The sequence below is a fragment of the Rothia sp. P13129 genome (assembly GCF_048512865.1).
Classification (GTDB): Bacteria; Actinomycetota; Actinomycetes; order Actinomycetales; family Micrococcaceae; genus Rothia.
In genome coordinates this window covers 21,325-43,812 of record NZ_JBLXYA010000005.1, presented here as the reverse complement: position 1 = coordinate 43,812, position 22,488 = coordinate 21,325, and the positions used below count along the sequence as shown (strand labels likewise).

Below are 22,488 nucleotides of genomic sequence, written 5' to 3'. Positions count from 1 at the left end.
CTCCCATCGTTTCTGGCATTAGCACCACCGCATAAGCGAGGTTGCTGCGACGTCTTAGAGCCAGGTCTCTCAGTCGCTCTGGATGGTTTAGACGAGTTCTACCGTAATACCTTCCGTACACATTCATCTAGACGTTACTTTCCATTGCCAGCAGATGAACACATCACGTTGCATAGAGTCATATTCCTTAGCGAACGTCACCCACCGCAATAAACACTGAAGCTCTTGGGTGCCAAGAAGAACTTTTTATAAGCTAAACCCAGCGATCACGAGTTCCAACGTCAAGCTCTGGCTTGTTGGACGGCAACCCTCTTCCCGTAGCGGGGTGCCCCAGATGAAGATCCGGCTCAAAATAATCACAACGGCAAATACGGCGCCTATGCGTCGGGCATATCAACACCGAAAAATATGGTTCTCAATATGCCACGCCTCATAGAGGAGTGCCCTCTCCTCTAAGAACGCAAAGGAAAAACTTATGGCAACTCATACCGCCACGACAGAACAACCCACTACGACACCGTCTTCTTCTAAAAAACGTATCGTTGTCAACGCGTTTGATATGACCACAACAAGCCACCAAAGCTTCGGATTATGGCGTCATCCGCGCTCGCGAGCCGATGAATATAACACCATTAAATATTGGACAGATTTAGCTCAAGTATGCGAAAAAGGGCTTTTTGACGCGGTCTTTATCGCTGATGTGGTGGGCGTATACGACGTATATAAGGATTCTGTTGCACCCGTACTTCGTGATGGTGCACAGGTGCCGGTAGGTGATCCGTTCTTACAGATTTCGGCGATGGCAGCGGTCACGGAACATCTTGGTTTTGGAGTGACAGCTGCCGTGACCTATAACCAGCCTTATACTTTGGCTCGTTCTTATGCAACGTTAGATCATTTAACGGGTGGTCGTGTTGGTTTTAACGTGGTGACTTCTTATCTTCAATCTGCGGCAGAGAATCAGGGGCTTGCCGGTCAGATTGAGCATGATGAACGATACGAAATTGCTGACGAATTTCTCGACGTCTGTTATAAGTTATGGGAAGGCTCTTGGGAAGACGGAGCGGTGCTACGTGACCGTCAGCGCGGAATTTTTGCAGATCCTGAGAAAATTCATCCTATTTTGCATCAAGGCAAGTATTTTCAAGTTCCTGGAATTTCTTTGACCGAGCCGTCTGTTCAGCGTACTCCCGTAATTTTTCAGGCTGGTGCGTCTTCTCGCGGTCAGGCTTTTTCTGGAAAACATGCCGAAGCGATTTTCATTTCTGCTTTACGTCCAGATTTGACCAGGCATGTGACCTCTCGTATCCGTGATGAGGCTGAGCGTTCCGGACGCCGTCGTGATGACGTGAAGATTCTTGCCATGCTTTCGGTGGTAGTTGATGAAACTGACGAGAAGGCACAGCAGAAGTATCAGGATTATGTGAAATATGTGGATATAGAGTCTTCTCAAGGAATTGTTGGTGGCTGGTCTGGTGTTGATCTTTCACTATTTGATGAGGACGAGATTCTTGAGTATGTCAAGACGGAGTCCATCCAATCCTTTTTGACGCCTTTTACTTTGCAGTCTCAGACGAAGAAGTGGACTCGTGCTGATATTGCTCGTCATTGCGCTATTGGTGGTATGGGCGATGTGATTATTGGTTCTGCTCAGACTGTTGCTGATGAGTTGGAACGCTGGATTGATGAGGGTGATTTAGACGGTATTAACCTTGCGTACCATGTTTCGCCTGGTTCTTTTGAGGATTTTGTGGAGTTTGTTGTTCCTGAGCTTCAAAAGCGGGGCCGGTATCGTACGGAGTATGAGGGGCATACATTGCGTGAGAATCTTTTTGGTGTGGGGCATACACGTGTGAATGAGCGTCATCCTGCGGCAGCATATCGTGGCGCTTTTGCTGGTGGTCCTAACGCTGCTGACACTCCTGCCCGTCAGTTTTTGAGCTTGGCTCAGAATCAGGCAGAGCGTTTATAAGAGTTTTTCTTCTGCTCATGATTCGCCGTGTGAGGGTTCTCTTTGGTGTAAGGGGTATATCAGAGAGAACCCTCATCTTTTAAAGGAGCGATGACCAGAGCCTACAGATATTTTCTACGACCTTGATACGGTTGGGGCGGGCAACCCATTCGTCGTATCGGAGGGTTTTGCATTGAGAGATGTATTCTTCAGAGATACTTTCTAACTCTTTAACCATTCCTGTATCAACGATGAAGGTGGATACTTCGAGGTTGAGCGCAAATGAGCGCGGATCCATGTTGGATGAGCCGATGAACGTGAGGTGGTCGTCTACAAACATGTATTTTGAGTGCAATACGGTTGGCCCGGGGTATTGTTTGATGGTGACTCCGGCATGGAGAAGTTTCTCGTAGTAGGAGCGTTGAGCCATGTTGGGTAGGAACTGGTCTCCTTTTTCGCAGACGATGAGGGTGACATCAATTTTTGATAGTGCTGCGTTGGTGAGTGCTTGTAAGAGTGTTTCTTCTGGGACGAAGTAGGGGGAGCAGACGACGATGCGTCGTTCTGCATTGTAAATGAGGTAGTTGATGAGGCGTAGATTGTTTTCCGTTTCGAATCCGGGGCCCGATGGAACAATTTGTGCCAACATTCCGCTGTGCACACGGGGAATAGCTGTTTCGATTTCGTTCAGTGGTAGTTCTCGTGTTTCGGAGTACCAGTCTGAGATGAAGACGGCGTTAAGTTCTTCAACAACGGGTCCTGTGCATGAGAATGTAAGGTCTTGCCAGACGAGTCCTTTTTTGAGGTTGGCAGGTAGATTGTAGGAACGGTCGATAGCGTTTTGTGAGCCGGAGAATGCGATACGACCGTCAACAATGACGATTTTGCGGTGGTTACGCAGGTCTGGTCGTTGCCATTTACCTTGGAATGGTTTCAAGGGCAACATGAGCTGCCAGTTGATTCCGGAGTCATCAAGGAGTTTGCAGAGTTTTTTCCAATTGGGGTATTTTCGAGAGCCCCAATGGTCGATCATGATTTTGACCAGTACTCCGCGTTGGTGTGCTGCAAGAAGCGCATCCCATAGCGGTTTGGTGGTGTTGTCGTAGGCGGCAATATAAAACTCGAAGTGTACGTATCGTTCTGCCCGGTTGATTTCTTCTGTCATCTGTCGGATAGCTTGGTGGTTATCTTTGATGAGTGTGAAAGTGTTGCCACCGACGAGGGGGAGCGCTCCGAGCTTGTAGTTGAGGTTCGCTGCTACTCGTGCTGGTTCAGGGAGTTCTCCATGGGATCCGAGGACGGAACGGGATTCTTCATCAGCATTTTTGGATGCGAGTATCTCTTTCATCATGTCGTTGATGGTGCGTTGTCGGATTCTTCGGTGTCGTGGTAGTCGGGAAGATCCAAAGAGCAAGAAGGCAACAAACCCGATATATGGGACGAGGAATATTGCCATGAGCCAGCCGAGAGCAACCACGGGTTTGCGGTTATAGGGTAGCCAACAGATTGCGATAATACGCAAGGTGATATCGAGGATGAAGAGTGTTAACGCTAACCACGTAGGTAGATGGGCTAGTCCAAAGATGTTAAGAGGGTCCACGAGATTTATTTTATAGAAAGTTTTTCAGAGGAGAAGAGTGTATTTTCTTATATTTCTTCGAGGGTATGTGTGTTGGGTGGATGTATTTGTCGTAATTTGGGTGTTGATATTTTTATTCTGTGTGCTCTAGGACATAATCTAAGAAGAGTGCCTTAGGGCATGTTTAATGTTCTCGTGATATGGAAGATTTGATATGAAAATCCTTGCTCCTACTATTATTCCTTTGGACGCTCAGAAGCTTGGTCTTCAGGCAGAAGATACGCTAGTTTCTTATGACCCTACTGAGCTTTTACCTGCAGAGCACTATGATGCCGATGTCATGATTAGCTGGGGTAATACTAATGAACAGTTGCAAGATGCAGCGAAGAATTTATCTCAGGTGAAGTTGGTTCAGGCTCTTCTTGCTGGGCCTGACCAGGCTCGTGCAGCTGGTTTCCGTGATGAAGCGGTTATCTGTTCTGGTATTGGCTTGCATTCTTTGACCGTTGCTGAGCATGCGCTGGCTTTGACATTAAATTTTGTGCGTTTCTTGCCGTTGCTTTCTGAGGAGCAAGATAATTCTCGTTGGGCGGGGGAGTTAGGTGGTCCTCAGGAGCTTCATCCTGCGGATAAAGTCACAACTCTTTTGGGCGCTCGTGTTTTGATTTGGGGTTTTGGATCTATCGGTCAGAGCACAGCCCGCTTATTTCAGGCCTTTGGTGCTCAGGTGCAGGGTGTGGCGCGTTCTGCTGGTGAACGAGCTGGTTTCCCCGTGATTGCTGTTGATGATATTGAACAGTACTTGCCTCAGACTGATATTTTGGTGATGATTCTTCCGGCTGCTGCTGAGACGGAGAATGCGTTGAACGAACAGCGTTTGGCGTTGTTGCCTTCTCGTGCATTTGTGGTGAATGTTGGTCGCGGTGTCACTGTTGATGAGGATGCGTTGATTGCGGCGTTGGAGAGCGGTGCTATTGCTGGTGCTGCGGTTGATGTGGTGAAGCAAGAGCCTTTGCCTTCGGATTCTCCTCTATGGGGTACGAAGAATTTGGTGATTACTCCTCATTCGGCGGGTGGACGTCCGGTGAATCCTGAGGAGCTGATTGCGCATAATCTTTGTGCTGTGCGTGCTGAGGCTAGTGGCGAAACTGCTGATTATCGTAATAAGATGTAAGGTTTGCTGTATGAAGCCGGTGGGGTGTTTCCTCGCCGGCTTCTGTGTTTTAAGTGTCCACTATGTGTACACCACGCCTGTTTGTATGTTAATTCCATATTATTTTTTGGGCTTGGAGAGGGTGTTAAACGGCACTTAAAAAGAACATAAATCTTTTACGAAGAAAATAACTAATTATTGATGTAACCCATATAAAACCTAGTCAAGTGATATTTATTGGTTTGATTATTTAGGGTTAAAGAGGGTTGCTTGTGTTTGGTAATAAAAATTTTACCTTTATTTAGCTTTTTCTCATCATATGAATAAAGATTCGTTTTAGGGTATCTTCATGTACAACTGGTTAAGTTTTGTTTACAATGAAACTTACATGTGTTTCCAGTCACTTAGGTTGCCTGTCGTTCATCTACGATGAGCTCTGGTAGTCGCACACAACATCTCATATTGAAAAAGGAGAAGGAATGCGCATTTCACGTAGATCCTCCATCATCGGCTTTGCAGCCGTATCCGCTCTTGCACTATCCTCTTGTGCAAGCACCGGAAACAACGCAAGCTCATCTTCCGGGGATAAGGGTTCAAAATCTGTCTCAATGGCAATCGTGAACACCTTCAGCTCCCTCAATAGCAATTCTGCTGACGGTAACGTCGACACCAACGGCATGATTGCTAACATGACCACCTCCGGTTTCTACTCCATCAACAATAAGCTTGAGGTTGTACATAACGACTGGTTCGGAACCTATGAGGAATCCGATAAAGGCGACGGCATGGAAGTTAAGTACACCGTTAAAGACGACATGAAGTGGTCTGACGGTAACGAAATCGGTGAAGGCGACCTCCTCTTGGCATGGGCTGTTCTTTCCGGACACTTCGATGACTCCGAAAAAGACCTCACCTACTTCTCCTATGCTGGCGACACCGCTGGTCTAGGCAATGCTGGTGTTCCCGTTCTTTCTGACAACGGAAAGACCATTACCTTCACCTACCCACAGAAATTTGCTGACTGGGAGGTTGCATACGACATAGTCGCTACCCCCGCTCACGTTGTAGCTAAACTCGCAGGCATGGACGAAGATAAGCTCGTAGAGGTTATCAAGAACGCTAAGCCCGGTGAAGAGAACGCAGACCTACGTAAAATCGCAGACGCATGGAACACCGGCTTCAACACCACCACCATGCCAAGCGAAGACCTCATTGTATGCAACGGCCCATACAAGCTTGACGCTGTTGTCGAAAACCAGTCTGTTACCCTCGTAGCAAACGAAAACTACCAAGGTCCTAAGAAGCCTGCTATCTCCGAAATTACCCTCAAGATTCTTCCCGATGCTGCAGCTCAGATTCAGGCATTGAAGAACGGTGACGTGGACGTTATCACTCCGCAGGCATCTATTGATACTGTCTCTCAGGCTAAGGCTTTGGACAACGCAGAAACTCACGTTGCTCCAGACCTCTCCTACGATCACCTCGACTTGAACTTCCACTCTGATGTCTTCAAAGACGAGAACGTTCGTAAAGCATTCTTGCTCACCATCCCTCGTCAGGACGTTGTTGACAAGCTCATCAAGCCTATGCAGCCAGACGCAGTAGTTCTTAACTCCGAACTATTCGTTGTATCTCAGGGCAAAGCATACGAAGAAGCTGTTAAGCAGAACAACTCCAGCGAATACCCCACTACCGACCCTGAAGCAAACATTGCTAAGGCTAAAGAACTTCTCAACGGTGCAACACCTACCGTGAAGATTCTTTACAACAACAAGAACAGCAACCGCGAAAATACCTTCCAGATGATTAAAGAAGCAGCTGGTAAGGCAGGCTTCAAGGTTGAATCTCTTGGCTCTGAGCAGTGGGCTAGCGAACTTTCTAAGGGCCCAGAAGGCTACTACGACGCTTCTATCTTCGGTTGGGTTTCCCCTGGCGTAGGCCACGAATCCCTCGGACAGATCTTCGCAACCGACGGCGGATCTAACTTCACCGGTTACTCCAACGCAACCGTTGACGAAGACGCTAAGAAAGTGATGAGCACCGTCGATAACGCAGAGATCCAGAAGGTTCTCATCCAAGCTGACGGCGAGCTCTTCAAAGACGGCTACGGCCTACCTCTCTTCCAGAGCCCAAGCCTTGTTGCTTACAACAAGTCCATTTCAGGTATCGATCCTAAACCAGGTCAGTACCCTGCAACCTGGAACATCGTTGACTGGGATATCAAGTAATAAAAGCACAACTATCCCAGGTGCAGCGTTCCTTGTATAGCGCTCAGCACTGAGTGCTATACGCCAACGGCGGCGTGGATGCTCATCTTTTTGGGCATCCACGCCGTGCGTTTAAACTCTCCCCACATTGACTCACCCCTTCAGGAATCATCATGTTGACCTATACCGTGAGGAGACTAATAACAGCGGTCTTTATCCTACTTGCCGCTTCCTTTCTAGTCTTTACACTCACCGCTCTGTCTGGCGATCCTTTGGCAGAGCTACGTACCAGTAACAGCCCTAACAAAGACCTTCTTATCGCTCAGCGTACTGAAGCGCTGAACCTCGATAAGCCAATTCCTGTCCGTTACGTTCTATGGATTACTGGCGTCTCCAAGTGCCTTATCGGACAATGTGACTTCGGAACAAACCTCTCGGGTACGCCCGTTACACAGTTACTCTCAAACGCTATCTACCAAACACTAATTTTGGTTCTTGCTGCCACCGTCCTAGCAATTCTTATCGGTATCAGCCTAGGTATCGTTTCAGCATTACGCCAGTACTCAGGACTTGACTACACCATTACCTTTGCAAGCTTCCTGTTCTTCTCCTTGCCATCTTTCTGGATTGCAGTACTACTCAAAGAAATCCTCGCGATTGGCTTCAACGACTTCCTTGCCGACCCGCAAGTATCTTTGATGAGCAACCTGCTCATCTCTCTCGTTGCCGGACTCTTCTGGTACTCAGCCTCCTACGGAAAACTCAAAACACGTATCAGCCTCGGCGTCTTCGGTGCCGTGCTGACCTTCGGCATCATTTTCTTCGTCTCCGTAACCGACTGGTTCTTGCACCCCGGACTAGGCATTCCATTCCTAGCAGTACTTGGACTACTCTGCGCATACGTTATGACAATTCTTGTCTCCGGCATTAGAAACCGCCGTGCCCTCTATAGCGGTATTGCAGCAGTAGCACTAGGACTTATCGTTTACTTCCCGCTTCAGACACTTCTCAACCAAGCAACATTCTTGATGGTCTTCATCATCGCCGTGTGCTTTACCTTGCTCGGTGTCGGATTCGGCTTTGTCGCTGGCGGATACGACCGCGGACAAAATATGCGAGTAGGCGGACTAACCGCTTTCCTCATGGCACTGTTAATCTTCACAGACCGCTTCATGCAAGCATGGCCGGACTACATCAGTAACTCCCGTATCCGTGGACGCCCCATTCCCACCGCAAATGCGTCAACCGCAAACCTTACCGGTGACTTCTGGATTCTTAACCTTGACACCATGACGCACATCTTGCTTCCGACCGTTGCACTAACGCTCATCTCGTTAGCAAGCTACTCTCGCTACTCTCGTGCATCCATGCTCGAAATCATGAACCAAGACTACATCCGCACAGCACGTGCTAAAGGTGTCTCCGAACGTGGCGTTGTCATGAAGCACGCTTTCCGGAATGCGCTCATTCCTCTAGCAACCATCGTCGCCTTGGACTTCGGCTCTATTATCGGTGGCGCAGCAATTACCGAACGTATCTTCGCATTCAAAGGTATGGGAACACTATTCCTTGACGGTCTTGCTCAAGTCGACCCTAACCCCGTCATGGGCGTATTCATCGTGACCGCAATTATGGCGCTTGTCTTCAACCTCATTGCAGACCTCGTCTACTCAATCCTCGACCCGCGAGTAAGGGTGAAAGCATGACAACTAAAAACGTTGATTTTAATGCTGGTAAAGAACCGACAACCGAAACTGCAGCACTACGCGAAGTTGAGGCAAGCATCGACATCACCCAGCGCGAAACCTTGGGAAAAACTCAGGGACAAATTGTTCGTAAACGCTTCTTCGGTAACACCGGTGCTGTCGTTTCACTCATCATCATTATCGGTATCTTGCTCCTTTCTTGGTCTTCACTTGGAATCGGACCAATCCCCGGATGGTGGAATACCGGATACACCGACATGCACCCTATCGTCAATGGTGCAGCTCCTAGCTCCGAACATTGGTTCGGTCAGGACGCTACCGGCCGCGACCTTTTCGCAATGACGATGCGCGGCATCCAAAACACCTTCCTTGTTGTGATGATTATTAGCATCCTTGCTGGTGTTATCGGTGTAGTGCTTGGCGGACTCGCCGGTTACTATCGTGGTTGGGTTGAAGCCATTATCATGCGCTTTACCGACGTCATCATTATCATTCCGCTTCTGCTCATCAGCGCAGTGCTCGGTAAAATTGCAGGAACCCACTTCAATGGACGAACCGCAATCATCGCCTTAGGCGTGGTTGTCGGCTTCTTCTTCTGGAGCTCTCTTGCCCGTCTTGTCCGTGCAGAGTTTCTGTCCTTACGAGAACGTGAGTTCGTGGATGCTGCACGTCTAGCAGGTGCTTCTGATACTCGTATTATCTTCAAACACATCCTGCCTAACACCGTCGGCGTTATTACCGTAAACATCTCCTTGCTGATGTCCTCAGCAATTCTGACCGAAACCGCTTTGAGCTTCTTGGGCTTCGGCGTTAAAGCACCTGACTGGTCCCTAGGTAGCCTTATCTCCGAGAACCAAACTGCTTTTGCAACCCGCCCATGGCTCTTCTGGTTCCCCGGCTTGTTTATTCTCGCAATTTCTTTGTGCATCAACTTCATCGGCGACGGCCTACGCGATGCCTTTGACCCGCGTCAAAAGAAATTCAACCCACGCAAAGCTAAAGAGCGTGTAGCGCACTCAGCCGAAAACGGTTTGGGTATCGCTGGAGAATCCTTGCAAATGCAATCAGGCGGATTCCAAGGTTCTGGTCCTCTCTCAGACGACGAGACCCGTGAACACGACCAAGAAGTTATCCGTAAAGAAACACGAGATAACTAGACGCCTCGTGGTTAGCTCAGATAAAAACACCTGAGCTAACCACCAACGGCGTGAGAATTGATAATTACAGAGTGAACAGCTGAATAAGCGTGAGACCCCCAAGAACACACATGATGATGATTCCGCGGGTATCACGAACGCTAGAAGCTACAGGTTCTACCTGTTCGAGCGCACCATCTTCGACAAGCTCTTGCCAATACCCACGAATCATACGTGCAGTAGCGCCAGAGAGAGTCGAAGGTAAGTCACTAGGACGAATCGCCCCGTCTTGTTGGGGAGTAATGGCGGGCAATCCTTGTGACTCCGAACGATGAGCTTTGAAAGAATGAGCCATTCCAGAACCACTTACGGCAAAGGAAGAGTAACTTTTTTCAGCGGTGACGAGAGTCAACGCATAGCGTGTAGAAACATCGATAAGGCAAGAGTAGTTAACGCGGTGAGTCACAAAGGGATTAACTACCACAACATCTTCCACATCGATAACCACTTTGGGGTAGTACATCACATACCAGGTAGCATAGACAGCAAAGAACAGAGGCAGGATAGAACGAACTAAAAGGTCTGTTCGTCCAGTCATTGTCCAAGCAGCTAAGATGCTCAACGCACCAAAAATAGCAATAGCTAGATAAACGTACGACATCTTAGAACGAATAACTACCGGTGGTTGGTGCAAATATTGTGAAGCCATACAGGCTATCTTCTCATTCTTATTCAGCTTTCGTTCTGATCTTTTTGATCTGCCGCTTTAGAACACCATAAATTTTTTTTACAGTTGGGATAGTACCAATGACTACACAGCCAGCTACAACACGTCAAGGCAGTGAGCCTGTCCTCGTCGTCCGAGACCTCTCCGTAGACTTCGGTGTCGATAAACAATGGGTTCCTGCTGCCATGAACCTCAACTATGAGGTTCACCCCGGAGAAGTACTCGCCATCGTTGGTGAATCCGGATCCGGTAAATCTGTTTCCTCAATGGGCATGATTGGGCTACTCCCAAAAAATGCCAAAGTCACCGGTTCCGTTAAACTCAATGGTCGTGAACTCATTGGGCTGAGCAACGGTGAACTACTAAGCGTTCGCGGTAACGACATCGCCGTCATCTTCCAAGAACCGATGACCGCGATGAACCCTGTCATGACCGTCGGCGACCAAATCGTCGAAACTCTACGTCTTCACAAGGACATCTCTCCTGCTGAAGCAAAAGCTGAAGCACTCAAAATGCTTGAAATGGTAGAAATGCCAGACCCCGTCAAAGCATTTAACTCTTATCCTCACCAGATGTCTGGTGGTCAGCGTCAACGTGCCATGATTGCGCAATCACTCTCGACCGACCCTAAACTTCTGATTGCAGATGAGCCGACAACTGCTCTTGACGTAACAGTCCAAGCAGAAATTCTTCAGCTCATGCGCAACCTGCAGAAAAAACTTCACTCAGCAATTATCTTGATTACTCACGATATGGGTGTTGTCGCAGACCTCGCTGACCGTGTTGCTGTGATGCGTCGTGGTGTCATCGTTGAGTCAGGCGAAATCCATGAGGTGTTCAATAACCCTCAACATGAATACACTCAGGCACTTTTAGATGCTGTGCTACATCTTGGCGGTAACGAAATCGACGTCAATGAAGCTATCGACGACGCCGCCGAACAGATTCGCCCAGCAACAGAGGTACTCGAAAAAGTCGCTCCTCAACCTACCGGTGAAGTCATCCTCAGCCTTGAGAACGTCTCTTTGGAATACCCAAAACAAGGACGCGTTGGACCGTTCCGTGCAGTTTCTAACGCAAATCTTACCGTTCATGCTGGAGAAGTCGTCGGTCTTGTTGGTGAATCAGGCTCCGGCAAATCTACGATTGGTCGTGCAACCGTTGGATTCTTGGACGTTGCAGAAGGAAAACTTACCGTCAACGGTGAAGATATCACCAAACCAACCCGTGCTCAGCTTGCTAAGGTCCGTCGCGAAGTTGGTATGGTCTTCCAAGATCCTTCATCTTCTTTGAACCCACGTTTGCCCATTGGCGAATCCATCGGTGAACCCATGCAACTGGCAGGTGTTGCTAAAGGCGCTGAATTACAAAAACGTATTGAAGCGCTCCTCGACCGTGTTGAGTTGCCTCGTTCATACCGTAACCGTTACCCACACGAACTTTCTGGAGGTCAGAAACAGCGTGTTGGTATCGCGCGTGCACTCTCCTTGAAACCCAAACTGCTCATCGCAGATGAGCCGACTTCTGCTCTTGACGTTTCAGTTCAGGCACGCGTACTGGAGCTCTTCCAAGAACTTCAAGCAGAAATGGGCTTCGCCTGCCTATTCGTCACTCACGACCTTGCTGTCATTGACGCTCTTGCAGACCGTATTTGCGTTATGCGTCGTGGCGAAATCGTAGAGCAAGGTTCTCGTGAGCAGATTCTTCGTCACCCACGTGAAGCATACACTCAGCGTCTGCTGGCTGCCGTTCCTCTACCAGACCCTGACGCTCAAGCTCAACGTCGAGAGCTTCGTCAGCGTCTCTTAGAAGAAACTGGCGATACTATCTAACATTGCAGTGACACAAACGGGGGTGTGCATCTTTGATACGGTGCGCACCCCCGATTGCGTATTCTTTGAGCCATTACACACAATAGAGACTTAGGATAGTGTCTATGGTTGTGCGTAGTACAGAAAAAATCCTTATCGTTATCGGCTCCGGGTCACGTCATTCTGCTTCAGCGATGCTCGCAGAAAAAATACGTCAAGGCCTCACCACAGAACACGAGCATCATGCTCGCTCACGAGAGTTTCATGAACTATACCTAGGCCAATATGCCATGGACATGGCAGACTTCATCTCAGATGGATTCCCCTCAGATGACCTAGCAGAAGCGCTTGAAAGAGTCCGCTCAGCCTCGGCTATTATCGCTATTACGCCAGTCTTTAACGCCAGCTATTCTGGTCTTTTCAAAATGTTCTGGGATATGACCGAACTCGGTGACATTGCTCGAACCCCAACCATCGTTGCTGCGGTGGGAGGAAGCTGGAAACACTCACTCATGGTTGAGTACAGCCTCATACCGTTATTCAGATACCTTCAAGCTGACCTTGTACCTACCGGAATCTACACAACGAACACTTCGCTCAACCCCTCAGCGGAAGACTCGCACCGCACAAATAGCCGTATTGAACGAGCCACCGCAGAACTCTCTGAAAAACTACGGTTATTGAACTCAACCGCCACCTCATAGAACACGAATAGCACCAAGTTTTAGCTATAGAATCATAGTCACTGCCCCAACAACGCTGTGCGGCAGAGACCATCAACGACGATATATCTCAAGGAGATGAACAAACCTTATGACCATCAATAAAATCGACAGGATTACTGTTCTTGCCACCGGAGGAACCATTGACAAGGTGTATTCCCTCCAAGGCGAACTAGAGATCGGGGACCCTTCCGTCCCACAACTATTAGCGCCGGTACTGACCGACATCGAATTCACTCTTGAATCCGTACTCCGTCTTGACTCACTCGACATGGAAGACTCACATCGTGCAGTACTCGTGAACGCCCTTGAAAAAGTCACGGACGACCATATCATCATTACCCATGGCACCGACACCATGCCAGAGACCGCACGATACATCCACCAATACGCACAACGAGAAAACAAAGTTATTGTCCTATGCGGTGCCATGCAACCAGCTTCTATGCGCAGTTCTGATGCAGGCTTTAACTTCGGTATGGCAGTGGGCGCAATGAATCTACTGAGCCCCGGAGTCTACATCTGCATGAGTGGAAAAGTCTTCTCCGCAGAAGAAGTACACAAAGACCGCTCACGCGGAATCTTCGTCTCTGACCAGTAGAAATCCGGTACCTGAAAACTCATGAGTGCACACTGATACTAGCTGAGATAGTATGAGATAGGCACCATAAAACTCTGTGAAGGGTAAGACAACGATGACAGAAAATAACGGTTATACCCCTCGCACTGAGGGGAACTACCAAACACCTCAGTACACACCACAAGCCTCCCAACCCTATGCTGGGCAACAACCCACCCCATACTCTCAATACATGGGGTATACCGGCGGGCAAGAACGAACAAAACCAGTAGCACCACAAACCATCAAAATTGCGGCATCCGCTATTTACGTTCTGGTGGGGCTCTCTCTCATCTCCAATATCTACACTCTCTTCTTGACCTCAGCAGATACCGGAATTGGTGATGAAACCCTAGAATTTGCTGCCAAGCTCGTCAGCACCGTGTATAGTCTCGCAATGCTAGGTTTCTATATCCTGCTCGCTATTCTCATCACTAAGGGCGCTAACTGGGCGCGAATCGTCATGACGGTACTATCTGGTCTGAGTATTTTCGTATCTCTGGTTGGGCTCTTCTTCGTAAGTCTGATGCAACCATTCCTCTCAGAATTTTCTGACATAACAAGCACCGAACCTTTCGACACCGTCATTCAGGTCTTAGTATTTATTACTTCAATCGTCATTATCGTTGCACTATGGATGCCTAAATCTCATACCTTCTTCGCTGAAACAGCCATCTATAAGCGACAGCAAATGTTTGCTAGATAGCCTCTACAATAGGACAGACATGGATAAGACATGTCTGTCCTCTCTTTTGTCTTATAGGGTAACCTAAAAAGTAGCTAAAAATGCGGGCTCCCCAACTTATGCCTGCAGACAGCGCAACACACATGAACATACTCCTTATCACGCACCACTATGAGCCAGAACTTGGCGCACCTCAGCGTCGCTGGTCAGCCCTTATCCAACGCTGGATGCAAGACGGTCACAGCGTCACTGTGTGTTGCCCACCTCCGCATTATCCCGATAAAACAAGTACTCAAAGCCTCCGCAAAAACAGCAGTAAGGTCTTCCGCCGTGCCAGCGGAAGACACGGTGAAACCCTGATTCGTATGCCGTATCTTCTGCACGGATACCACTCAATACCACGAACCCTAGACCAAATAATTACCGCCGCAGGAACAGTAGGTTATTGTGCCGTGCAACGAGTGCAATACGTATTGCGTAGATGGCGAAACTCAGAAAACAGCATAGACCAACCCTTTGACGTTGTTATTTCGACCGTTCCTGGCATCCCGAGTCTTTTTGCAGGGGTTGTTGTGTCCAAACTATGGGGTGTTGAACATATTGCAGAGATGCGTGATGCTTGGCCAGACATCATTACCGGAGACATCACATCTCAGACCAGAAAACTTCCATGGTACCGTCACCTCATTAAACGCAGTATTCATGCCACCATCACATACTGCCAACGTCAAGCAGACGCTGTTGTCGTCACCACCGAACACTTTAGTGACGTGCTCAAAGAACGTGGAATACACCCAGTATTCGTTGTTCCGAACGGGGCCGAACCTCAAGAATTTGAGCAGGCTCAACCTCTCCAACTAACAGAACGGCACCGTCACGAACTCCGTATTCAATACCTCGGTACCGTGGGACGTAGCCAAGGTCTGAGCGTCGTCCTTGACGCGCTCAAAATACTCGAACACAAAAGACCAGAGCAACGTTTTATCTTACGTATCATCGGAGAAGGCGCCGAAATCCCTGCACTGAAACAACTTGCCACAACAGAAAACCTTAAGGTTCAGTTTATTCCCCCTATACCTCGAGAAGAACTAGGGGAAGCATACGCATGGGCAGATGTGCACCTCGTATCACTTCGTAAAACAAAACCATTCGCATGGACAATACCCTCAAAAATCTTTGAACTACTAGCAACTCGACGACGAATTATCGCCCTTGTCGACGGTAGCGCCGCAAAACTCCTCGAACAAAGCGGCGTTGCCACCGTGATACCACCACAAAACTCCTCAGCTTTAGCAGACGCTCTCGCCGACCTCAACGCACACCCAGAAGACCTTATCGTCGGAGAATCTGGAGTAAAACTTCTCAAAGAACGGTACAGCTACAACACCATGGCAAAGCTCTATCAAAAAGCCTTAGACTTTTGCCAACAACACCGTACCGGCTAAAACACCCCCATGAACCAGAACTCGCATAAGAAAATGACCTTACCGCCCCTACGAGACTTCGCGCGCAATACCTTGATGACCTGCCAAGTTATCGGCAGACACCTCAACGATGACCCCCTACTACTAGGGATTAACATTGCTCGTTTAGCGCCAGCACAACTTTCTGAACGCATCGGCAAACTCTTAACACAACTACCCGGAGCCGGAACACACGCCCTAGGAGCCTACCTCCTCGGAAAAGATTTTCCTGCCGAAGCACAAGAACTACTCACTACACACACCACCTCACGATGGCAAAAAACTCAGCAAAGAATCGCCGCAGAAACTGCCATCCACTACGGACTCATCCACTGGAAAGACCCAAAAATACCGGCAAAAACTCGTGCCCGCAGCGCATGGGATAACGGAGCAATCGATGAAGCTATTAACCTCGCACACACTGCAGGAGCACACTCATACGCTCACCGCCTAGAATCAGAAAAAAACCTGCTAGAGTCCAACTATCAGCTTCCACTAAATGGCAGCACACAACATGTGCCACAACGAACAATGCCCTCAGGCAACGGGCAAAAAATTAACGCACTACACCTCATTACCAACTCCCTGCCAGCAACACAATCTGGGTACACTCTACGCACTCAACGCCTACTCAACGCCCTCATTCATGCTGGAGTGACTATTCATGCGCTCACCCGCACCGGATACCCCGTCATGGTTGGAACATGGAACGCAACACCAACAGTGCATGTAGAGGAAGTGACCTACCAGCGTACGTTGCCCCTCAAACTGGCAAAAACCCACGCCCAGCGACTAACCCAATGGGCAAACTATGCCCGTCAGATTGTTCAACAAGAAAAAATTAACCTCATTCACACCACCACAAACTACCCCAACGCTATCGTTGCAAAAGCCCTCTCCCAAGAACTAAACATTCCGTGGGTCTATGAGGTACGAGGAATGATGGAACAAACGTGGGTCTCCCAAAAGAAAACCCCACAACAGCAAAAAGACGCCGAGCAGAGTCAACGTTTCACAAGCATCCAAGCACGAGAAACACAACTCATGCATGAAGCCCACCATATCGTGACACTCAGCAACGTGATGAAAAACCTCATCATCGAACGCGGTATTCCCGCTGAAAAAATTACCGTTATCCCTAACGCCGTCCGAGAAGAACTCTTTGAACAAAATCTCAGTTCAACACAAGCACGCAAGCTCTTAGGGCTTCCCCCCGAAGGCTTCTGGGTCGGTTCGGTAAGCTCCCTCGTCGACTATGAAGGCTTCGACGTTCTTCTTCGAGCAGTAGCTATTGCACGATCTCAAGGAGAAGACATCCGAGTGCTTCTTGCTGGAAGCGGAGCAGCGCAGCCCTCTCTGCGTTCTCTCGTGAAAGAACTCAACCTTCAAGAACACACCGTATTTCTCGGTAAAATAACACCCGATAAAGCGATGATTGCGCATCAAGGGTTAGACCTCTTCGTTGTTCCTCGAAAAAACACAAGAGTATGCCGTTCTGTCACACCACTCAAACCCATTGAGGCGATGGCGCTCAAACGCCCAGTACTATGTAGCGATATTCCACCGTTAGCAGAGCTTATCAACAACACAGTAACAGCGCCGACAGGTAAACTGTTTTTAGTAGAAAATTGCCAATCTTTGGCAGAAGCCATTATTGACCTCAAGAATAATCCGCCCCTAAGAGCAGAATTAGCACGTCAAGGCAGAGAATTCGCACGGACACGAACATGGAAGAGTAACGCTGAACGAATGACAGAGGTATACCACAAAATAGTAGGGGGTTCTCAACATGAGTAAACAAAAACCCCAATACACGCCGAGTTCACCGTTAAATCCATCCGTAGAAGAATACCGACGTTATATCGAGTCTGGAAAACTCTACCGAGTAGGTGTCCGTAAAAGTCCCATCGTCTACCTACGGCAAACCTGGGAACGTCGCGCCTACATGTGGAAAGACTCCCGCGCTAAAGTCCGAATGCAGAACCGCCAACACCGTCTTGGCTCTTGGTGGCTAGTGATTAAACCCGTCTTTGACGTCATCTTCTTCTGGGTTCTTTTTGGTCTTATCCTCAACACCTCACGCGGTATGCACAACTACAACGCATACATCATCATTGGGGTGCTGATGTTCCAATACTTCTCACGAGCACTCGTGACTAGTTCCACCGTTATGTCACAAAACCGCTCAATGATGAGGGCATTCTCTTTCCCTAGACTGACTGTGCCTATCTCCTTAGCGCTTCGTGAAGCGCTCTCGAGCATACCCGTTATCATCGTCATGATTATCGGTATCGTGCTCATCCCACCACACGTCATCCCGTCATGGACATGGTTACTCTTTATCCCCGCATTCTTACTCAACGTTCTTTTCAACCTTGGTTTGGGGCTCATCATTGCTCGTATCGCTTACGTCATCCCCGATATATCTCAAGTAATTAACGTCCTAACACGTTTCTTATTGTATGGTTCAGCAGTAATCTTCCCCATCGAACGGTTCATTCACCACCCCGTCATAACGCACATTATCCAATCAAACCCCATCTATATTTTCTTAGACCTATACCGCCATATCCTCATGGATCATTCTCTCGGAACCCTATATCACTGGGGATCTCTTGGCGCATGGAGCATCGGATTACTGCTCATTGGTTTCTTCACATTCTGGCATGCAGAGGAGGTGTACGGTCGTGAACTCAACAACTGATCTCAGCGAACTCGTCTTCGGCACAAAAACACCGAACGTACTTGTAAACAATGTCTCTCTAGACTACGTTGTCTCATCAGGTAGAAGCCGTATCACTCAACCTGCCCCTAAAAAGATTGTGCACGCACTGCAACCACTTTCCTTCGTCGCCCATGAAGGAGAGTTCATCGGTATCGTAGGGCGTAACGGCTCTGGAAAAAGCTCCCTCCTACGCCTCATCGCCGGACTAGAAACACCCACCAGCGGTGAAGTATACGCATCTTCTCCGCCCTCGCTCATCGGTGTTCACGGTGTGCTCAACAACGACCTCTCTGGCGAAGAAAATATTGAGCTAGGCTGTCTTGCGATGGGGCTTACCCCTGCCGAACTACCTGATGCAAAAACCCAAATCATGGAATTAGCAGGTATCGGAGAAGCTATTAACCGTCCGATGCGAACCTACTCTTCAGGTATGGCAGCCCGTCTCCGCTTCGCCATCATGTTAGCGAATCGTCCGCGCATCACTCTCATCGACGAGGCCCTCTCAACCGGTGACGCATCTTTTGCAGATCGTTCAGCTCAAGCGATGAAAGAACTCCTAGACCAAGCCGGCACCGTATTCCTCGTCAGCCATGCTGCTCAAACCATCGAAAATATGTGTACTCGCGCAATCTGGCTCGATTTTGGCGAACTCGTCATGGACGGTGACGCTCGAGAAGTAGCCAGAAAGTATCGTTGGTTCGCCCATAACATCGCCCAAGGTGACGAACGTAAAGCAGCCCGACTACTATACGATGCAAAAGAACTAGGACGAGAAGGATACGTCAAGAACTCAGAATAAGAAGAACATTCTTGAGTGACTAAGAGAAGAAAACCATGAAAAAAGTATCTGGCAAATATACCGTGATGGTCGTCTACGGTACCCGCCCCGAAGCAATCAAAGTTGCTCCGGTCATTCACCAGCTCAAAACCTCAGAACATTTTAATGTTCTCGTCGTTTCTACTGGGCAACATCGTCAAATGCTAGAACAAGTTAACACTGTCCTAGGGCTTGAACCAGACTATAGCCTAGATATCATGCAAGAGAACCAAGGTCTTAACGACACCGCTGTCAAAATCCTTGATCAAATCGGTAAACTCTGTGCCCAAGAAAAACCAGACATTCTACTGGTACAAGGAGACACCGGCACCGCCTTATACTCTGCTTTAGCTGCGTTCAACCACCAGATACCAGTCATCCACCTAGAAGCTGGCCTTCGCTCAGGAAATATCACATCACCTTTTCCTGAAGAAGGAAACCGTAAACTGATTAGCCAAATAGCTAGCTTGCACTTAGCACCAACTGAGGGCTCTAAAAATAACCTTCTTGCCGAAAACTTTAAACCTAACGATATTCTTGTAACGGGTAACTCGGTTATCGACGCTTTGCTCTCTCAAGAAGAAGCTCGTCCCGAAGAATTCTCACAAGAGATGCAAGGACTTCTCAACGACACCTCACCTATTGTGCTCATTACTGCTCACCGTCGAGAAAACCTTGGCGAACCGATGGAACGAATCGGGCAAGCCATCGCCTACTTAGCTCAAAAATATCCCGAGCATCGTTTCGTTTTCCCCGCACATATGAACCCTAAAATTCGGGGGAGCCTGCTACCGATATTTGCCGGTATCAAGAATATTATTGTTCTAGACGCTTTACCGTACCAAGAGTTTACGGCTTTACTGCGCGCCTCAACACTCGTACTCACAGACTCCGGCGGTCTACAAGAAGAAGCTCCTAGCATCGGCATTCCTGTACTCGTCCTTCGTGAGAACACTGAACGTCCTGAAGCTATTACTGCGGGCACTGTAAAACTTGTAGGTACACGCACCGACAATATTATTTCTGAAACTGCACGACTCCTAGACGACCCAGAAGCTTATCGGCAGATGTCAGTGGCGGTAAACCCCTACGGCGACGGTGCTGCAAGCAAACGTATTATCCACGCGCTAGAGAAGTTCTTCGGGCTACGCACAGACTGTGAAGAATTCACCATCAACTAATGCCCAGCACCTCGTAATCGCTATCTCCAAAATCCCTTAGTATCAATGACTTCTTTACCGGCAAGAGCACACGCAGGTACTAAAGAGAAAGCCTGATGATCCACTAATAACAGCACAATATTCGCATCCGCTAAAGCATCCTCTAAAGAAGCCAAATGTACTTGAGGATAGTCTCTTAACACAGATGGAAGCTCCGAAATATGGGGTTCGACCACAGTCAAAGAACTATGGGGAAGCTCTTGTGCTAACTGCTGAGCAATCTTTAACGCAGCAGATTCACGTAAATCATCAATATCAGCTTTAAAAGATAGCCCCAGCACCGCGATACGGGCAGAATCTACACGTGCCACAGCTGACTTCACCTGTTCAATAACCCATTGCGGTTTTCTATCGTTCACCTCACGAGCGGTACGAATCAGTGGCGAATTTTTGGGGTCAGAAGAGACAATAAACCATGGGTCTACCGCAATGCAATGACCACCAACACCTGGCCCAGGCTGCAAAATATTCACCCGCGGATGATGGTTAGCTAAATCAATAAGCTCCCAGACATCAACACCTAAGGACTCTGCAATCAGCGATAGCTCATTAGCAAACGCAATATTGACATCACGGAAAGAGTTTTCGGTAAGCTTAGCTAACTCCGCAGTAACATCGTCAGTCTCTAAGAGCTCTCCGGTGCAAAAAGTCCGGTAAAGCTCGCAGGCCTTTTCAATAGCACGAGGAGACTGTCCTCCGATAATACGGTCATTCGTTACTAATTCTTCTAGCGCACGCCCCGGCAAAATTCTTTCAGGACAGTGTGCAAAATATATGACAGGTAACCCCTGAGGATTAGGAGCCCCATCTGCGCATAAATCTGGGCGTAACGACAGAATATATTGCGCCAACTTCTGCGTTGTTTGAGGTGGGGACGTAGACTCTAAAATGATGAGTTCTCCACCGCGTAATAACGGAGCAATCTTTTCACCAGCACTAAAAATATACGAAAGATCGCCTTCCTTCGTCTCAGTACAAGGCGTCGGTACCGCAATCACAAAAGTATCGCTATGCCGAGGCTCTGTACTGGCACGGAAACAACCAGAGTCTAGTACCTGACGGAGTTTCTGCTTTAAACCTGGTTCAACAATAGTGAGCTCACCACTATTGATAGCATCAACAGCTTGTTCGTTAATATCGAAACCATGCACATCTAACCCATGGTTTGCCATAATCACCGCGGTAGGTAGACCAATATACCCCAAGCCGACAAAGGTGACTGAATGGTTAGACATGAGAACTCCCAAGGTGAGCTTGCGGGTTAAAGATCAACAGTGATATTCCAGTAATCGCTTTTTTCTACGGTATCTCCAGAATCTTTGTAAGCAGGAGATGCCATTGACAGATGGGGACGTTCCCATGCGATGTTACGTCGAATAATTTTTGCTGGAGAACCCGCGATAATACAGTTATTAGGAAAAGCCTTATTTACGATGGAACGTGCTCCAACGACGCAACCGTCGCTAATATCAGCACCTCCCATAATGTAGGATTCTATTCCCAGCCATACGTGGTTTTTGATAGTGATATCTTTTGCGGTGTTAATTCTTTGGTTGGTGCGTACATCAAAAATTGGATGTCCATCATCACCTCGTACTTTAACGCTACCAGCAATCATCACGTCGTTACCGATACGTACTGTTGTGCCTTCTACCGCAGAAATTTGTACGGGGGTTGTTGTTGATACGTTATCACCGATGAGGGCAGAAGAATCTTCTCCAATACGAATATTTGCGCTGAAAGGTGCTACTGAACCGTCGTTGGCACCAATTTCGCATCGACCGTTATTTTGGTCGAATTGGATGTTTACGAGACGGACTCGTGCCTTTTCGTGTACGACGAGAGTATTATTCTTGCCTCGAAAAGTGATAGATATTTTGTTATCAAGTGGTTTTTCACCGGAATAGATAATTCGGTTTCCATCTTGATCTGTGTATTCAGATATAGCTTTTAGAACGTGCATGTGT

General features: G+C 48.2%; 18 protein-coding genes and 2 riboswitches. Of the genes, 14 read left to right on the top strand and 4 right to left on the bottom strand.

Features of this window, described 5'->3' with window-relative positions; translation table 11 throughout:
* Nucleotides 1–89, bottom strand: a riboswitch (SAM riboswitch).
* A 175-nt stretch (nt 90–264) separates the two neighbouring features.
* A riboswitch (SAM riboswitch) is annotated at nt 265–377 on the top strand.
* A gap of 98 nt (nt 378–475) precedes the next feature.
* Nucleotides 476–1,972: an LLM class flavin-dependent oxidoreductase gene (locus ACN081_RS04835; RefSeq protein WP_419107097.1), complete on the top strand. Its 1,497-nt coding sequence runs from the start codon at nt 476–478 to the stop codon at nt 1,970–1,972.
* A 79-nt stretch (nt 1,973–2,051) separates the two neighbouring features.
* Here ACN081_RS04835 and cls read toward each other — a convergent pair whose 3' ends face one another.
* Nucleotides 2,052–3,551, bottom strand: a complete 1,500-nt coding sequence (gene cls / locus ACN081_RS04830; RefSeq protein ID WP_419107096.1) for a cardiolipin synthase — start codon at nt 3,549–3,551, stop codon at nt 2,052–2,054.
* A 193-nt stretch (nt 3,552–3,744) separates the two neighbouring features.
* Here cls and ACN081_RS04825 point away from each other — a divergent pair, with 193 nt between their 5' ends.
* The 4 genes from ACN081_RS04825 (at nt 3,745) to ACN081_RS04810 (ending at nt 9,753) form a co-directional block, all read left to right on the top strand.
* Entirely contained in the window at nt 3,745–4,704 is a 960-nt protein-coding gene (locus tag ACN081_RS04825; protein ID WP_419103862.1) for a phosphoglycerate dehydrogenase, read from the top strand.
* A gap of 458 nt (nt 4,705–5,162) precedes the next feature.
* Entirely contained in the window at nt 5,163–6,911 is a 1,749-nt protein-coding gene (locus ACN081_RS04820) for an ABC transporter family substrate-binding protein (RefSeq protein ID WP_419103861.1), read from the top strand.
* A 152-nt stretch (nt 6,912–7,063) separates the two neighbouring features.
* Nucleotides 7,064–8,596: an ABC transporter permease gene (locus ACN081_RS04815; protein WP_419103860.1), complete on the top strand. Its 1,533-nt coding sequence runs from the start codon at nt 7,064–7,066 to the stop codon at nt 8,594–8,596.
* Nucleotides 8,593–9,753, top strand: coding sequence for an ABC transporter permease (locus ACN081_RS04810; RefSeq protein ID WP_419102310.1), 1,161 nt, complete (start codon nt 8,593–8,595; stop codon nt 9,751–9,753). The genes ACN081_RS04815 and ACN081_RS04810 overlap by 4 nt, the downstream gene beginning before the upstream one ends.
* Nucleotides 9,754–9,817: 64 nt before the next feature.
* Here ACN081_RS04810 and ACN081_RS04805 read toward each other — a convergent pair whose 3' ends face one another.
* Nucleotides 9,818–10,441 (bottom strand): hypothetical protein, encoded by a 624-nt coding sequence (locus ACN081_RS04805; protein ID WP_419103859.1) that lies wholly within the window; start codon nt 10,439–10,441, stop codon nt 9,818–9,820.
* Nucleotides 10,442–10,539: 98 nt separating this feature from the next.
* Between ACN081_RS04805 and ACN081_RS04800 the strand changes: the two genes are divergently transcribed.
* The 9 genes from ACN081_RS04800 (at nt 10,540) to wecB (ending at nt 20,482) form a co-directional block, all read left to right on the top strand.
* Nucleotides 10,540–12,291 carry an ABC transporter ATP-binding protein gene (locus ACN081_RS04800; RefSeq protein ID WP_419102312.1) on the top strand — a complete coding sequence of 584 codons (1,752 nt, stop codon included), beginning with the start codon at nt 10,540–10,542 and terminating at the stop codon, nt 12,289–12,291.
* Nucleotides 12,292–12,395: 104 nt separating this feature from the next.
* The gene (locus ACN081_RS04795; protein ID WP_419107095.1) at nt 12,396–12,974 is read left to right on the top strand and encodes an NAD(P)H-dependent oxidoreductase; all 579 of its coding nucleotides are present in this window, start codon (nt 12,396–12,398) and stop codon (nt 12,972–12,974) included.
* Nucleotides 12,975–13,083: 109 nt separating this feature from the next.
* Entirely contained in the window at nt 13,084–13,593 is a 510-nt protein-coding gene (locus ACN081_RS04790; protein ID WP_419103857.1) for an asparaginase domain-containing protein, read from the top strand.
* 94 nt (nt 13,594–13,687) lie between these two features.
* Nucleotides 13,688–14,317, top strand: coding sequence for a hypothetical protein (locus ACN081_RS04785; RefSeq protein ID WP_419107094.1), 630 nt, complete (start codon nt 13,688–13,690; stop codon nt 14,315–14,317).
* A gap of 122 nt (nt 14,318–14,439) precedes the next feature.
* The gene (locus tag ACN081_RS04780) at nt 14,440–15,741 is read left to right on the top strand and encodes a glycosyltransferase family 4 protein (RefSeq protein ID WP_419103855.1); all 1,302 of its coding nucleotides are present in this window, start codon (nt 14,440–14,442) and stop codon (nt 15,739–15,741) included.
* A gap of 9 nt (nt 15,742–15,750) precedes the next feature.
* A complete protein-coding gene (locus ACN081_RS04775; protein ID WP_419107093.1) occupies nt 15,751–17,556 on the top strand; it encodes a glycosyltransferase family 4 protein in 1,806 nt (601 codons plus the stop codon).
* Nucleotides 17,549–18,463: an ABC transporter permease gene (locus ACN081_RS04770; RefSeq protein WP_419102318.1), complete on the top strand. Its 915-nt coding sequence runs from the start codon at nt 17,549–17,551 to the stop codon at nt 18,461–18,463. The genes ACN081_RS04775 and ACN081_RS04770 overlap by 8 nt, the downstream gene beginning before the upstream one ends.
* Nucleotides 18,447–19,283, top strand: a complete 837-nt coding sequence (locus tag ACN081_RS04765) for an ABC transporter ATP-binding protein (protein WP_419107092.1) — start codon at nt 18,447–18,449, stop codon at nt 19,281–19,283. The genes ACN081_RS04770 and ACN081_RS04765 overlap by 17 nt, the downstream gene beginning before the upstream one ends.
* Nucleotides 19,284–19,318: 35 nt before the next feature.
* Nucleotides 19,319–20,482 carry a non-hydrolyzing UDP-N-acetylglucosamine 2-epimerase gene (gene wecB, locus ACN081_RS04760; protein WP_419107091.1) on the top strand — a complete coding sequence of 388 codons (1,164 nt, stop codon included), beginning with the start codon at nt 19,319–19,321 and terminating at the stop codon, nt 20,480–20,482.
* Between the two features lie 20 nt (nt 20,483–20,502).
* On the opposite strand, the gene wecC is transcribed toward wecB, so the two are convergent.
* Together wecC and ACN081_RS04750 are read right to left on the bottom strand one after the other, a co-directional pair.
* Nucleotides 20,503–21,756, bottom strand: a complete 1,254-nt coding sequence (gene wecC, locus ACN081_RS04755) for a UDP-N-acetyl-D-mannosamine dehydrogenase (protein ID WP_419107090.1) — start codon at nt 21,754–21,756, stop codon at nt 20,503–20,505.
* 26 nt (nt 21,757–21,782) lie between these two features.
* Complete coding sequence (locus ACN081_RS04750; protein ID WP_419107089.1) at nt 21,783–22,484, bottom strand: acyltransferase; 702 nt, start codon at nt 22,482–22,484, stop codon at nt 21,783–21,785.
* Nucleotides 22,485–22,488 lie beyond the last annotated feature (4 nt).